Raw genomic sequence first — 13,501 nt, 5'->3', positions numbered from 1 at the left:
GGACCAGGAGCTCCGTGAGCATCGAGGCACCCCGCCCTCTCCTCCCGCGCCGCACGCCCCGCAAGGGCAGTATCCGAACGGTCGCGCTCCTCGGGCCCGCCTTCGTGGCGGCCATCGCGTACGTCGACCCCGGAAACGTGGCCGCCAACCTCACCGCGGGCGCGAAGTACGGGTACCTGCTCGTCTGGGTCCTCGTGCTCGCCAACGCCATGGCCGTGCTGGTGCAGTACCTCTCCGCGAAACTCGGGCTGGTCACTGGCAAATCACTGCCCGAAATGCTGGGGACCCGCCTGAGGACCGGTAACCGTCGCGCGTTCTGGCTGCAGGCGGAGGCGATGGCCGTCGCCACCGACCTCGCCGAGGTGATCGGCGGCGCGATCGCACTCAATCTCCTGTTCGGCGTTCCCCTCTTCGCCGGAGGCCTGATCACGGGCGTCGTATCGATGGGCATCCTGTCGATCCAGAGTCGCCGCGGTCAGCGGACGTTCGAGTTCGTCGTGATGGGACTCCTGACGATCATCACCGTCGGGTTCCTCACCGGGCTCGCGTTCACCGACGTGTCGGGCACGGACGCGCTCGCCGGACTCGTGCCGCGTTTCGAGGGCACCGAGACGGTCCTGCTCGCCGCGAGCATGCTCGGCGCCACCGTGATGCCGCACGCGATCTACCTGCACTCCGCCCTCGCCCGCGACCGGCACGGGAACGACCTGGAAGGACCACGCCTCGCGCGGCTGCTACGGGTGACGAAGTGGGACGTGGTCGGTGCGCTGATCGTGGCGGGCGCAGTGAACATCGGCATGCTGCTGCTCGCCGCCTCGGCCCTGAGCGGCATCCCCGGCACCGATTCGATCGACGGCGCGCACGCCGCGATCCAGAGTTCGCTCGGCCCCACCGTCGCCGTCATCTTCGCCGTCGGACTGCTGGCTTCCGGCCTGGCGTCCACGTCGATCGGCTGCGCCGCCGGCTCCGAGATCATGTACGGCCTGCTGTCGATGCGCATCCCGCTGCTGCTACGCCGGGTGGTCACCCTGATTCCCGCACTGGTCGTGCTGGCGGTCGGCGTGGATCCCACGTTCGCGCTCGTCCTCAGTCAGGTGGTGCTCAGCCTGTGCATCCCGTTCGCGGTGATTCCACTCGTGCGGATGACGTCGAGCCACGACCTGATGGGCGTCCACCGCAACGCGACGGCCACCACGGTCGCCGCCTGGGTGGCGGCGTCGCTGATCGTCGTGCTCAACGTGTCGCTGCTGTGGCTGACATTCACGGGCTCGGCCTGATCACTCGTGTCGCGGCGCACCGGAGACGACGCGATGCAGCGCCTGCAGGTCCTCGGACAGCATCCGGAACATCCAGTAGGCCCCGACGAACGCGACGACACTGCCGACGCACAGGACGCGGAGCGCGACGATCACCCGGGGCAGGTCCTCCGGGGGAATGAACGTGGCCCCCGCGATTCCGAGCAACGGCACGGCGGCCGCCGCGGCGAGGAAGAACGTGCTGCGCCGCCCGAGCCGCCGCAGCATCCGGGCGTCCGAGGCACTGATCTCGCCGTGCCGCAGAAAGACCGGGTACAGGCAGCGCACGGCGAAGAAGTTCACGAAGAAGAACGGATAAACCACGGCGATCGCCCCGCAGACCAGTTGTGACGCGGTGAAGTGGACGACGGTGTTCCACGGAACCTCACTGCCGCTCACCTCCAGCGTGATCGGCACGATGATGCCGGTGACCACCCACAACCCCAGACACAGCAGCGCACACCGCTGGCCGAGCAGCAGGGTGTCCCGGCGGGCGCGGGCGAGTTGGGCGCCGGAGTACACCCTCCCCCGGCGCAGACCGCCGGCCACCACCGTCAGGTAGAGCACCATCGACAGCGTGCCCACGGTCCCGATCAGGAATGCAATCGTGTAGTCGATCCGGGTGATTCGCTCGAAGCTCTCCTGCGCGTCGGGCGGCAGCTTGCTGATGATCAGGGTGGTGTTGTGGTGGTAGCTGTAGAGGATGGCCAGCAGATTGGGAACTGCGATGGCCAGGAACATGATCGGGTGCGTCCACCGGCGCATCCGCAGGTTCCAGCTCCCCGGCGGCGGATCGACCAGATCGCGGGCGTGCGCGTCGAGGCAGACGTCGAGTTGCTGGGCGAGTTCGGCACCGGAGGAGAACCGATCCTTCGGTTCCGGCGCCAGCGATTTCAGCAGCACTCGCCGCAGCGCGTTCGGGCAGTCGGCGGGCAGTTCGTCGGCGGCCGGTTCGGCGTCCCCCCGCCGCCGCGCGAGCATCGCGTCGAGGGTGGTGCGGTCGCCGGGCGGATGGGAGTGGAGCTCGGCGTCACTGTCGTCGAAAGGCCTTCTGCCGGTCAGCAACTCCCACAGGACGACGGCGAGCGAGTACAGGTCGCTGCGGGTGTCGAGATCGCCGGGTGTGCCCGGCCGGTCCGGGTGGATCGCCTCGAGCTGTTCCGGTGACATGTAGGCCAGCGAGCCGCCGAAGTACGCGACCGGGCTCGCACCCGCGATGTTCCCGCTGAAACTGATGTTGAAGTCGGCGAGCTTGGGGACACCCTCGGCCGTCAGCAACACGTTTGCCGGTTTCACGTCGCGGTGGAGGACGCCGTGCCTGCCGGCGTAATCGAGCGCCTGCGCCAGCCGGCGGCCGAGCCAGGACACCGCCTCCGGCCAGCTCAGCGTCGCGATCTCCTGACGCACGCCGGATTCGCTGGGCCGGATCTCGCCCCTGCCCACCAGCGCCCGGTCGATCGCGTCCAGCAGCACGGCGCCGCTGCGCGAGTCCGGCGGAGTCTCACGGACCCGCCCGACCACGTCGAGCAGGGTTCCCCCCGGCACGTACTGCATGTACAGCAGTCGCAGGTCGCGGCCCGCGAGGAGTCGTTGATCGAAGACCCGGACGATGTAGTCGTGGTCGAACTGGGCCAGGGTCTGCGGCTCGGTGCCGTGATCCTGGGAGATCTTCACCGCGACCAGCCTCTGCAGCGACCGCTGCCGGGCGAGGAACACCCGCGCGAACGCGCCCCGGCCGAGACCGGTCATCAGGTCGAAGTCGTCGATCCGCTGACCCACCTCGAGATCGTCGAGGGTGCCTGCGCTTCCCGCAGACACCGTCAAGGCCTTCTCCCCGTGGTGGAGCGAGGTGCTCTGGTACTCGCCGGTGCCGAGCAGTTCGTCGAGCTGACCGGCCTGACCCGGAAAATTCTGCGTGTATTCGCTCGCCTCGACCGACTCCCCGCTGCGCCGCCGGATATGGAATTCCTCGTACAGCAGGTCCGGTGGCAGCGGCCACCGCCGCAGTTCGGGCAGCTCCTCACAGTATTGGGCGAGCCGTTTCGGGTGGTCGCCGCGCAGCCAGCGGTTCTCCAGGTCGACCTTGACCAGTTCGATGAGCGTGACCCGGCGGAGAGCGGGGGACGCCGGCAGGTAGGCGACCAGATCGGGCGCGGACGACGAGGACTCCCAGGCACTCGCGAAACGCGCGACGGCGTCGCCGACCGCCGTGTCCGACACCCAGGCCTGCTCGGAAGCGGCCGGTGAACCTCGCCGGGAGGGCATGAAAGCCATGGTAGCTGGCCAGGCCCAGCGGACTACTGCAGTTCCGACACCGGGGTCGACGGGTCGATGGTGACGCCGATCCGCGCCAGATTGCCGTGCAGCACTTGCCAGATCGACACCTCGAGGAACTCGGCCAGCTCGTCGCTGCCGAGCGCCGACTGCGGGTTGCTCAGCCACCGGTTGACGCTGGCATCCACGAGTCCCACCAACCCGAAGGCCAGCGACTCGGCGAGATCCGAATTGCCGGCCACCGAGTCGAGGACCGTCGCGAGCAGACCCGACAGCTGAAGTGCGATCGCGGTCTTCGTTCCGGTCACCACACGCGAGCCGGTCGTGCGCCTGCTCGGCGATCCGGTGCCGAGGAATTGGTGGAGCCGTGGATATTCCACGATCCACCGCAGGTACGTCTCGACCGCGCGGGCGATCGCCTCGCCCACGGTCCCCTCCGGTGTCAACGTGGGCGCGAGGTCCGTCATCAGTCGTTCGATGATACGTCCGCGCAGCTGCTCGTCGAGGTCGCCGCGATCGGTGAAGATCCGGTAGACCACCGACCGCGGCACGTCGGCGCGGTTGGCGATCTGTTGGACGCCCACGTCGGGGCCGTCCTCGTTGATGGCGTCCATCGCGGCTTCGAGAATCCGGCTTCGGCGTTCCGCCTTGTGGTCCTCCCAGCGCGTGGCGCGGCCGTCGCCCTGGGGCGACGCGGCGGTTTCCACTTTGTCCGGCATCACGCACACGTTACCCATCCGACTGTTGACTGGACATACTGTCTCACATACTTTGGTGAGACAGGGTGTCACACACACATTTCTCCGGACTCTAGGGAGCCGCAATGGGTAACAGGGTGTTCGTCGTCGGCGTCGGGATGACGAAGTTCGAGAAACCGGGTGCACGCGAGTGGGACTACCCCGACATGGCGCGCGAGGCCGGCGGCAGGGCACTCGCGGACGCCGGAATCGAGTACGGGCTCGTGGAGCAGGCGTACGTCGGATATGTGTACGGCGAATCGACGTCGGGACAGCGGGCCGTCTACGAACTCGGCCTCACCGGCATTCCCATCGTGAACGTCAACAACAACTGTTCGACGGGGTCGACCGCGCTCTTCCTCGCCACGCAGGCCGTCCGGAGCGGTCAGGTCGACTGCGCGCTCGCGCTGGGCTTCGAGAAGATGCAGGCCGGTTCGCTCGGGTCCACGTACGACGACCGGGAACAGCCGATGATGCGCCATCTCCTCGCGCTCGCCGAACTTCAGGAGTTCGCGATGCCGCCTGCCCCTTACATGTTCGGCGCCGCGGGCAAGGAACACATGGAACGCTTCGGGACCACGGCGAAACAGTTCGCCAAGATCGGCGTGAAGAACCATCGCCACTCACAGAACAACCCGTACGCCCAGTTCCAGGACGAGTACACGCTCGACGAGATCCTCGGCTCGAAGCCGATCTACGGGCCCCTCACCAAACTGCAGTGCTCCCCCACCTCCGACGGCTCCGGTGCCGTCGTCGTCGTGAGCGAGGAGTTCGTCGACAAGCACGACCTCGCCGGGCAGGCCGTGGAGATCGTCGGCCAGTCCATGGTCACCGACCTCCCGAGCACGTTCGAAAACCGGAGCGCGATCAGCCTGGTCGGCGCGGACATGACCCGCACGGCTGCGGCCCGCGTGTACGAACAGGCGGGCATCGGACCGGACGACATCGACGTCATCGAACTCCACGACTGCTTCTCCACCAACGAACTGCTGACCTACGAGGCGCTCGGCCTGTGCGGCGAGGGCGAGGGCGGCAAACTCGTCGACAACGACGACACCACGTACGGCGGGCGCTGGGTGGTCAACCCGTCCGGTGGTCTCATCTCCAAGGGGCACCCGCTCGGCGCCACCGGACTCGCCCAGTGCAGCGAACTCACCTGGCAACTCCGCGGCACGGCCGACAAGCGCCAGGTCGACGGCGCCGCGGTCGCCCTCCAGCACAACATCGGCCTCGGTGGCGCCGTCGTCGTCACCGCCTATCGCGCACTCTGATTCTTCTCTCCCACAATTCCTTTCACGTCGAGCACCAGGAGTTCACCATGGCTTCCGTTTCCGTCGCAGCGTCCCTGCCCGCCTCCCCCGACAAGGCGTGGGACGCGCTCTCCAACCTGTCCCGCTGGGAGGAGTGGCTCACCATCCACCAGTCGTGGAAGAGCGAGATCCCCGCCGAGGTGGCACTCGGATCGAAGTTCACCGAGGTCGTCTCCGTGATGGGCATGGCCAACAAGATCGAGTGGACCGTCACCGAGGTGCAGGTGCCCGAGATGGTGAAGATCTCCGGCACCGGCATGGCGGGGGTCACCGTCGAATTCACGCTGAAGGTCGAGCCGGACGGCGCCGGATCCACGGCGATCATCGACGCGAGCTTCACCGGCACGATGATCGTCGGCCCCATCGGCAAGGCCGTCGCCAAGAACGCCAAGGCGGATCTGGAGGCGTCCCTGGCGGGGTTCGCCGACATGGTGGGCTGATCCGCATGACCAACCCCACAGTCGAATTCGACACGGGAGGCCTCGGCGAGTGGACCGATCCGCAGCGGTTCGAGGTCACCGCCGAGCGCATCGCCGACTATGCCGCGGCCACCAACGATCCCATCGCACGCCACCTCGCCGGCGAGGTGGCGCCACCGGTGTTCGCCGTGGTCCCCGCGTTCACGTCGATGGCACCGGCGGCACTGTCCGTCGCCCCGGTCGAACTGCTCATGAAACTCGTGCACGGGGAGCAGGATTTCCACTTCCACCGTCCGATCCGTCCCGGCGACGCCCTCGTGGTTCGCGCGAAGCCGATCGGATTCGAGGGCCGGGAGAACGGCTCCACCGTCGTCGTCTACGTCGAAACCACCACGGACGACGGCGAACTGGTCAACGAGCAGTGGATGACCGCGTTCTTCCGGAAGGTCGACGCGGGAGCCGGACTCGGCGAGCGGGCACCCGCGCACCGGTTCGACGAGTCCCTGCGCGGACAGGCCCCGGTCGCGTCGATCACCCAGCACATCGACGACGACCAGACGTTCCGGTACTCGCCCGCCTCCGGTGATCCGATGCCGATCCACCTGGACGACGAGATCGCCCGGATGTCCGGACTTCCCGGAATCATCAACCACGGCCTGTGCACCATGGCGTTCACGTCGTGGGCGGCGCTCACCGAACTCGCCGACGGCAGGGTCGAACGGCTCCGCCGGCTCGCGGTGCGGTTCGCGAAACCCGTTCTGCCCGGTCAGGACATCGCCACGCAGTTCCGGCAGGTCGCCGAGTCCACGGGCGGGGCGACGTCGTACGCCTACGAGACCACCGTCGGCGACGCACTCGTCATCAAGGACGGCCTCGCCGTCATCGCGGACACAGAAACCTAGGAGTACACACATGGGAACACTCGACGGACGGGTGGCCATCGTCACCGGCGCCGGACGCGGAATCGGCCGGGAGCACGCACTGCTCTTCGCGCGTGAGGGCGCTGCCGTGGTCGTCAACGACCTCGGCGGCGCGAACGACGGCACCGGCGAGGACGCGGGCCCGGCGCAGCAGGTCGTAGACGAGATCGTCGCCGCGGGCGGCAGGGCAGTCGCGAACACCGACAACGTCGCGTCCTGGGACGGCGCCGAAGGACTCGTCGACCAAGCGGTGAGCGAATTCGGCCGCCTCGACGTCCTCGTCAACAACGCGGGCATCCTGCGGGACGCCTTCATCGCGGGCATGACCGAAAGCCAGTGGGACGCCGTCATCGCCGTGCACCTCAAGGGACACGCCGCCACTCTCCGCCACGCGGCGGCGTACTGGAAGGCCCAGACCAAGGCGGGTGAGACCGTGAACGCGTCCGTGATCAACACTGCGTCGGCGTCGGGCACGTTCATGCCCAATGCGGGCCAGGGCAACTACGGCGCCGCGAAGGCCGGCATCGCCGCACTCACCCTGGTCGCCGCGGACGAGCTCGAACGCTACGGCGTCCGGGTCAACGCGATCGCCCCGATCGCCCGCACCCGGCTCACCCTGGCCACCCCGGGTATGGGCGCGCTGTTCGCCGAGGAGGTGCCGGAGGGCGAGTTCGACGCGTTCAGCCCCGCCAACATCTCTCCGCTCGTCGCGCGTCTCGCCGACGCGAACTGCAAGATCACCGGCAAGGTGTTCGCCGTGCAGGGCGGTGCCATCTCCGAGCTCGCCGGCTGGCACGACGTCACGACCATCGAGAGCGACGGCCCGTGGACCGTCGCCGACCTCGCCGACCGGCTCGGCTGAAGGGCCCCGACATGGCCAAGAACACGTACGAGCTCGGGCTCGGGCTGACCGAGGAACACCGGGCCCTCGCCGACTCGGTCCGCGCTTTCGCCGAACGCACCATCACCTCCGATCATGTCCGGACCGCGGTCGAGTCCACCAGCGAGGACAAGTTCCCGCCGTTCTGGGATGCACTCGTCAGTCAGGACCTGCTGGGACTGCACATCCCCGAGGACAAGGGCGGTCACGGCGCCGGGCTCCTCACGTTGGCGGTGGCTCTCGAAGCGCTGGGCCGGACGGCCGCTCCGGGTCCGTTCGTCCCGACCGCGCTGTCCGCCGCGCTCGTGGCGGCCGCGGATTCCAAGGTCGGCATCGAGGTGATGCCGGGTCTTCTCGACGGATCACACACCGCCGCAGTCGCGTTGGGCCGCCCACTCGATGCGTCGGCGCGCGAAGGCGGATACCGCGTCACCGGGGTCGCGGACGCGGTTCTCGGCGGCGAACACGCCGACATCCTGCTACTCCCGATCACCGTCGGCGACGACGTCCGCTGGGCCGTCGTCGATTCGGCGGACGTCACCGTGACGGTGCAGGACGGCATCGACGTGCTCCGCGGTTCGGCACGGATCACGGTCGACGCCGTGCACGTGGGCGCCGACCGGATCCTCGACGGTCTGAGCGCGCAGCGCGTCCGGTCCGTCGCCACCGTCGTTCTCGGTGCGGAGGCGATCGGTGTGATGTCGTGGTGCGTGTCCACCGCATCCGAGTACGCGAAGACGCGGGTGCAGTTCGGGCGTCCGATCGGCCAGTTCCAGGGCGTCAAGCACAAGTGCGCCCACATGGGCATCGCACTGGAGAAGGCGCGCGCGGTGTTGTGGGATGCCGCCTCCGCTCTCGACAACGGCGACGACACCGCCGATTTCGCCGCGGACATCGCCGCCGTCGTCGTTCCCGACGCCGCGGTGCAGTGCGCACAGGACTGCATCCAGGTCCACGGCGGCATCGGATTCACCTGGGAGCACGACGCGCACCTGTTCTACCGCCGGGCGCTGGCCATCCGGGGGCTCCTCGGCACCCGGGAGGAGCGAGCCACTCGGGTTGCCGACCAGTCCCTCGCAGGCATCGCCCGCACCTCCGAACTGGAACTGCCGGGCGAAGCCGAGGCGATCCGCGCCGAGGTGCGGGCGGAACTCGCCCCGCTGGTGGGCCTCGACGAGGACGACCAGCTGATCGCACTCGGCGACGGCGGATGGGTGCAGCCGCACCTGCCGAAGCCGTACGGGCGCAGCGCGTCCCCGCTCGAGCAGATCGTCATCGCCCAGGAGATCAAGGCCGCCGGAATCCCGATGCCGCAGCTGCTGATGGGCGGCTGGGCGGTGCAGGCCGTCGTCGCCCACGGCACGGACGCGCAGAAGCGGGATCTCGCCGTCCCCACGCTGCGCGGAGATCTCGTGTGGTGCCAGCTGTTCAGCGAACCGGGTGCTGGTTCCGACCTGGCGTCGCTGACGACGAAGGCCGAGAAGGTCGACGGCGGCTGGACGGTGACCGGCCAGAAGATCTGGACCACGGTGGCACAGTTCTCCGACTGGGCGATGCTGATCGCCCGCACCGACCCGTCCAGGCCGAAACACGAGGGCATCACGTACTTCGTGCTGGACATGTCGACGCCGGGGGTGACCGTCCGGCCGCTGCGCGAGATGACCGGGTCGGCCCTGTTCAACGAGGTCTTCCTCGACGACGTGTTCATCCCGGACGAGAACGTGGTCGGGAACGTGAACGACGGCTGGAACGTGGCCCGCACGACCCTCGCGGGCGAGCGGGTGGCCCTGAGCCAGAAGATGGAGGCCTACGCCACCGACAAGGATCTGCTGCAGTTCGCCCGCGGCCGCGACCTCGGCCCGCTGGCACGCTTCCGCGTCGGCGAACTGGTTGCCGAGAGCCAGGCAATCGATCTGATCGGCGCACGGATCGTGCTGAAGCAACTGTCGGGGGCGGACGTGAGCACCACGTCCAGCGTCGGGAAGCTGCTGGGCATGGGGCTCGGACAGTCGATCGCCGAGTTCGTCGTCGCCGAACTGGGGGCGGCGGGCGCCGTCAGCATTCCCGGGGAGCCGAGCGACAAGGCGATGGAGCAGTTGATCGCCGGCCGCGCCACCACCATCTACGGCGGCACCACCGAGGTGCAGCTCAACGTGATCGGGGAACGCATGCTCGGACTGCCCCGCGACGCGCAGGGGGTGTCGTGACCGGTGGGCCGCTGAGCGGGCTGACCGTCGTCGAGATTGCGAGCCTCGCGCCCGCCCCGTTCGGGTGCATGATCCTCGCCGACCTCGGCGCGGACGTGATCCGCGTCGAGCGGGCGGGTGACGGCGGCAGCGGGCTGATGGCGCCGTCGGGTGTACTCGACCGCGGACGACGATCGATCGCCGTGAACCTGCGGACTCCGGAGGGGCTGGAGGCCGTCCTGACACTCGTCGAAGCAGCCGACATCCTCGTCGAGGGTTTCCGTCCCGGCGTCGCGGAACGCCTGGGCATCGGCCCCGACGACTGCCTGTCCCGCAACCCCGGACTGATCTACGGGCGCATGACCGGCTGGGGCCAGGATGGACCTCTCGCACCGCGGGCCGGGCACGACATCAACTACATCGCGCTCGCGGGCGCGCTCGAACCCATCGGGCGCGCCGGCGAGCGGCCGGTGCCGCCGCTGAACCTGTTGGGCGACTTCGGCGGTGGCGGCCTCATGTTGACGATGGGGATCCTTGCCGCGCTGCACGAGCGTTCCCGGTCGGGCCGCGGACAGGTGGTGGACGCGTCGATGGTCGACGGCGCGGCCCTGCTGACGGCGTTCGTCCACGGCATGAACGCCGCCGGTCTGTGGCAGGAGGGTCGGGAGCGGAACGTCCTCGACGGGGCCGCCGCGTTCTACGACACCTACGAGTGCGCCGACGGTCTGCACGTGGCGGTCGGGTGCGTCGAACCGCACTTCTACGGTGAACTCCTCGACGTGCTGGGGTTGAGCGGCGAGGATCTGCCGTTGCAGTACGACCTCGATGCGGCGCCGGAACTGAAGAAGCGCCTCGCCGAGGTGTTCGCGACCCGGCCGCGGGACGACTGGGCGGCACTCTTCGCCGATTCCGACGCGTGCGTGTCGCCCGTCCTGTCGCCGTGGGAGGCGCACGAGCACCCCCACAACAAGGAACGGGAGACGTTCGTCGAGGTGGGTGGCATCCGCCAGCCCGCACCGGCACCGCGCTTCAGCCGCACCCCGGCGCCCGTTCCCCGGCCGGCCCCGCGGCCCGGGCAGGACACCGATGCGATCCTCGCGCAGGCCGGTTACGACCCGTCGCGCATCGAGCAGCTGCGCTCGGCGGGTGCCGTCGAGTAGGTGACGGGGACCTATCCGCGATCGGCGTCCGGCGGGAAGCCACCGGTCGCGATGGGTCCCCACTCGTCGATGGTGATCCGGATGAGGCTCTTGTTCTGCTTCCGCATGGCGTCCCGGTACTCGTCCCAGTCGGGATGCTCACCGGAGATGCCGCGGAAGTACTCCACCAGCGGCTCGAGTGCGTCGGGCATGTCCAGTACCTCGGCCGTTCCGTCGATCTGCACGTAAGCGCCGTTGAACTCGTCGGAGAGCACGCAGACGCTCACGGCGGGGTCGTGTCGCACGTTCGCGGCCTTGGCGCGCTGCGGGTAGGTGGAGACGACGATCCGCCCTTCCGAGTCGAGTCCCGACGTGACCGGGGAGATCTGCAGGCCGCCGGAGCGCTTCCGGGTGATCAGCACGCTGCGATGGCGGGGCCGGACGAAGTCGAGCAACTCTTCCCGCGTGACACGGTCTGCGGTGGCGATGGCCATGGTGCACCTCTCCTCTGCTGCGTTGGTTCTCTCCGGTTCACCATAGGCTCCACCACAGTCCTCAGACGTCTGAGGACTGTGCTAGCGTCGCCGAATGGCCGGACGTCACACCCTCCGCAGCGGACCGCTGGTACCCCAGCTCGAGGAACTCCTCACCGCCTGGATCCGTGACGGCAAGTGGGCCCTCGGCAGCCGCATCCCCAGCGAGGCCGAACTGGCCACCGAACTCGGTGTCGGCCGCTCCTCCGTGCGCGAGGCGGTCCGGCTGCTCGCCCGCGACGGCCTGCTCGACGTGCGGCACGGCGTCGGCACGTTCGTCGCGAAACCACCCACGGGCGGTGCGGGACTCGGGAAGCTGCTGCGCCGCGCCCGCCTGCTCGAGGTGTACGAGGTGCGGCGAGCCCTCGAGATCGAGGCCGCCCGACTCGCCGCGGAACGCGCACGCCCCGAGGATCTGCGGCGACTGCGAGAGCAGCTGTCGGCCCGGCACGACAGCACCACCGAGTCGACCGCCGTCTTCGTCGCGGCCGACCTCGACTTCCACGCCGCGATCCTGGAGATCGCAGGCAACTCGATCCTGTCCGCCCTGTTCGACTCGATCCGGCCGCTGCTCGTCGACGCGCTCGCCGAACTCGTCGACCACGAACCGGGCAGACCCGACACCAGCTGCGCGCACGACGACCTGGTGCGCGCGCTGGAAGCAGGCGATGCCGGGGCGGCTGTCGCCGCCACCGCCGCCAACCTCGATCCGACCATGTCGATTCTGCGGAAAGGCGAACATCAGTGACCACCCCCAACTCGGTCGTCAGCACCGACCACGTCGACCTCGTGCGGAGCGGGCGATATCTGCTCAGCGACATCACCCTCCACATCGAACGCGGACAGCACTGGGTGCTGCTCGGCGCGAACGGTGCGGGCAAGAGCACGCTGCTGAGCATGCTCGGCGCCTTTGCTCATCCGACCCACGGCACCGTGCACGTCCTCGGCCATCAGCTGGGCCGGGTCGACATGCGGGAGTTGCGCGCCCACATCGGGCACGTGAACCCGCGACACCGGATCGACGCGCCGCTGACGGTGCGCGACGTCGTGCTCACCGGTCTCACCAACACACCCGAGTTCGTGCCGAGGTGGGCACCGACCGCCGGCCAGGTCGCCCGCGCCGACGAACTCATCGCGTCCCTCGGCATGCAGAAGCACGCGGACGCCCTGTGGCCCAACCTGTCCCAGGGCGAACGCGGACGCGCCCTGATCGCGCGAGCCCTCATGGCCGAGCCGCAACTCCTCCTGCTCGACGAGCCCGCCACCGGCCTGGATCTGGCTGCGCGAGAACAACTCCTCACCGCACTCGACGAACTGCGCGAAACGTACCCGAGCCTCGCCAGCATCCTCGTCACCCACCACCTCGAGGAAATCCCGACCACCACCACCCACGCCGTCCTCATCCGCGACGGCCGGGTGATCGCACAGGGCCCCGTCACGGACGTCCTCACCACCGACACCATCAGCGAATGCTTCGACCACCCGATCGAGATCACCCGGCAACGCGGGCGGTGGGTCGCGCAGACGCGGGTGCCCGAGACGGTCGGATAACCGCCGACGCGGTGCACACTGGTGGGTATGGCACGAGGCGACCACCCCCAGCGCACCCCCTTCTACGGTGTGGTGCTCATCGTCGTCGCACTGGCGGCGGCGATGATCGTGAACCGCACCGCACCCGTCTGGGTGCAGGTGCCGGTCTACGTCCTGGCCGTGCTCGCCGCCATGGCCGGCTTCGTCATGACGTTCCGCGACCGGTCGTGAGTGGGTAGCGCTCGGCGCGCCACAGCCGCACGGCCATTGGCCCGGTT

Annotated in this window: 13 protein-coding genes; 10 read left to right on the top strand and 3 right to left on the bottom strand. The window is 68.9% G+C overall.

Annotated elements, in window-relative coordinates; all coding sequences use genetic code 11:
• Window positions 1-14: 14 nt before the first annotated feature.
• On the top strand, window positions 15-1,277 hold the full coding sequence (locus RHA1_RS24790) for an Nramp family divalent metal transporter (protein ID WP_011597314.1): 1,263 nt from the start codon (window positions 15-17) through the stop codon (window positions 1,275-1,277).
• Here RHA1_RS24790 and RHA1_RS24785 read toward each other — a convergent pair whose 3' ends face one another.
• Both RHA1_RS24785 and RHA1_RS24780 read right to left on the bottom strand, forming a co-directional pair.
• A complete protein-coding gene (locus tag RHA1_RS24785; RefSeq protein WP_237726941.1) occupies window positions 1,278-3,569 on the bottom strand; it encodes a serine/threonine-protein kinase in 2,292 nt (763 codons plus the stop codon).
• A gap of 23 nt (window positions 3,570-3,592) precedes the next feature.
• Window positions 3,593-4,288 carry a TetR/AcrR family transcriptional regulator gene (locus tag RHA1_RS24780; protein WP_029538415.1) on the bottom strand — a complete coding sequence of 232 codons (696 nt, stop codon included), beginning with the start codon at window positions 4,286-4,288 and terminating at the stop codon, window positions 3,593-3,595.
• A gap of 104 nt (window positions 4,289-4,392) precedes the next feature.
• Between RHA1_RS24780 and RHA1_RS24775 the strand changes: the two genes are divergently transcribed.
• Genes RHA1_RS24775 through RHA1_RS24750 form a run of 6 tightly spaced genes read left to right on the top strand, consistent with a single transcriptional unit; the run spans window position 4,393 to window position 11,181 of the window.
• A complete protein-coding gene (locus tag RHA1_RS24775) occupies window positions 4,393-5,577 on the top strand; it encodes a lipid-transfer protein (protein WP_011597311.1) in 1,185 nt (394 codons plus the stop codon).
• 47 nt (window positions 5,578-5,624) lie between these two features.
• A complete protein-coding gene (locus RHA1_RS24770) occupies window positions 5,625-6,056 on the top strand; it encodes a type II toxin-antitoxin system Rv0910 family toxin (protein ID WP_005243970.1) in 432 nt (143 codons plus the stop codon).
• A 5-nt stretch (window positions 6,057-6,061) separates the two neighbouring features.
• Window positions 6,062-6,937 (top strand): MaoC/PaaZ C-terminal domain-containing protein, encoded by an 876-nt coding sequence (locus RHA1_RS24765; protein WP_011597310.1) that lies wholly within the window; start codon window positions 6,062-6,064, stop codon window positions 6,935-6,937.
• A 10-nt stretch (window positions 6,938-6,947) separates the two neighbouring features.
• Window positions 6,948-7,817 (top strand): SDR family oxidoreductase, encoded by an 870-nt coding sequence (locus RHA1_RS24760; RefSeq protein ID WP_009478098.1) that lies wholly within the window; start codon window positions 6,948-6,950, stop codon window positions 7,815-7,817.
• Window positions 7,818-7,828: 11 nt separating this feature from the next.
• Window positions 7,829-10,042, top strand: a complete 2,214-nt coding sequence (locus RHA1_RS24755) for an acyl-CoA dehydrogenase family protein (RefSeq protein WP_011597309.1) — start codon at window positions 7,829-7,831, stop codon at window positions 10,040-10,042.
• Complete coding sequence (locus tag RHA1_RS24750; protein ID WP_011597308.1) at window positions 10,039-11,181, top strand: CaiB/BaiF CoA transferase family protein; 1,143 nt, start codon at window positions 10,039-10,041, stop codon at window positions 11,179-11,181. Before RHA1_RS24755 ends, RHA1_RS24750 begins: the two co-directional genes overlap by 4 nt.
• Window positions 11,182-11,192: 11 nt before the next feature.
• Here the strand turns inward: RHA1_RS24750 and RHA1_RS24745 are convergent, their stop codons facing one another.
• Window positions 11,193-11,654: a PPOX class F420-dependent oxidoreductase gene (locus tag RHA1_RS24745; RefSeq protein ID WP_009478095.1), complete on the bottom strand. Its 462-nt coding sequence runs from the start codon at window positions 11,652-11,654 to the stop codon at window positions 11,193-11,195.
• A gap of 94 nt (window positions 11,655-11,748) precedes the next feature.
• Between RHA1_RS24745 and RHA1_RS24740 the strand changes: the two genes are divergently transcribed.
• Genes RHA1_RS24740 through RHA1_RS24730 form a run of 3 tightly spaced genes read left to right on the top strand, consistent with a single transcriptional unit; the run spans window position 11,749 to window position 13,454 of the window.
• A complete protein-coding gene (locus RHA1_RS24740) occupies window positions 11,749-12,441 on the top strand; it encodes a FadR/GntR family transcriptional regulator (RefSeq protein ID WP_011597307.1) in 693 nt (230 codons plus the stop codon).
• On the top strand, window positions 12,438-13,244 hold the full coding sequence (locus RHA1_RS24735; RefSeq protein WP_009478093.1) for an ABC transporter ATP-binding protein: 807 nt from the start codon (window positions 12,438-12,440) through the stop codon (window positions 13,242-13,244). Before RHA1_RS24740 ends, RHA1_RS24735 begins: the two co-directional genes overlap by 4 nt.
• A 27-nt stretch (window positions 13,245-13,271) precedes the next feature.
• Complete coding sequence (locus RHA1_RS24730) at window positions 13,272-13,454, top strand: hypothetical protein (protein ID WP_025431930.1); 183 nt, start codon at window positions 13,272-13,274, stop codon at window positions 13,452-13,454.
• Window positions 13,455-13,501: the final 47 nt, after the last annotated feature.

This window comes from Rhodococcus jostii RHA1, from assembly GCF_000014565.1.
GTDB lineage: Bacteria > Actinomycetota > Actinomycetes > Mycobacteriales > Mycobacteriaceae > Rhodococcus_F > Rhodococcus_F jostii_A.
The sequence above is the reverse complement of the archived record's forward strand: the minus strand, read 5'-3'. Positions and strand labels throughout refer to the sequence as shown.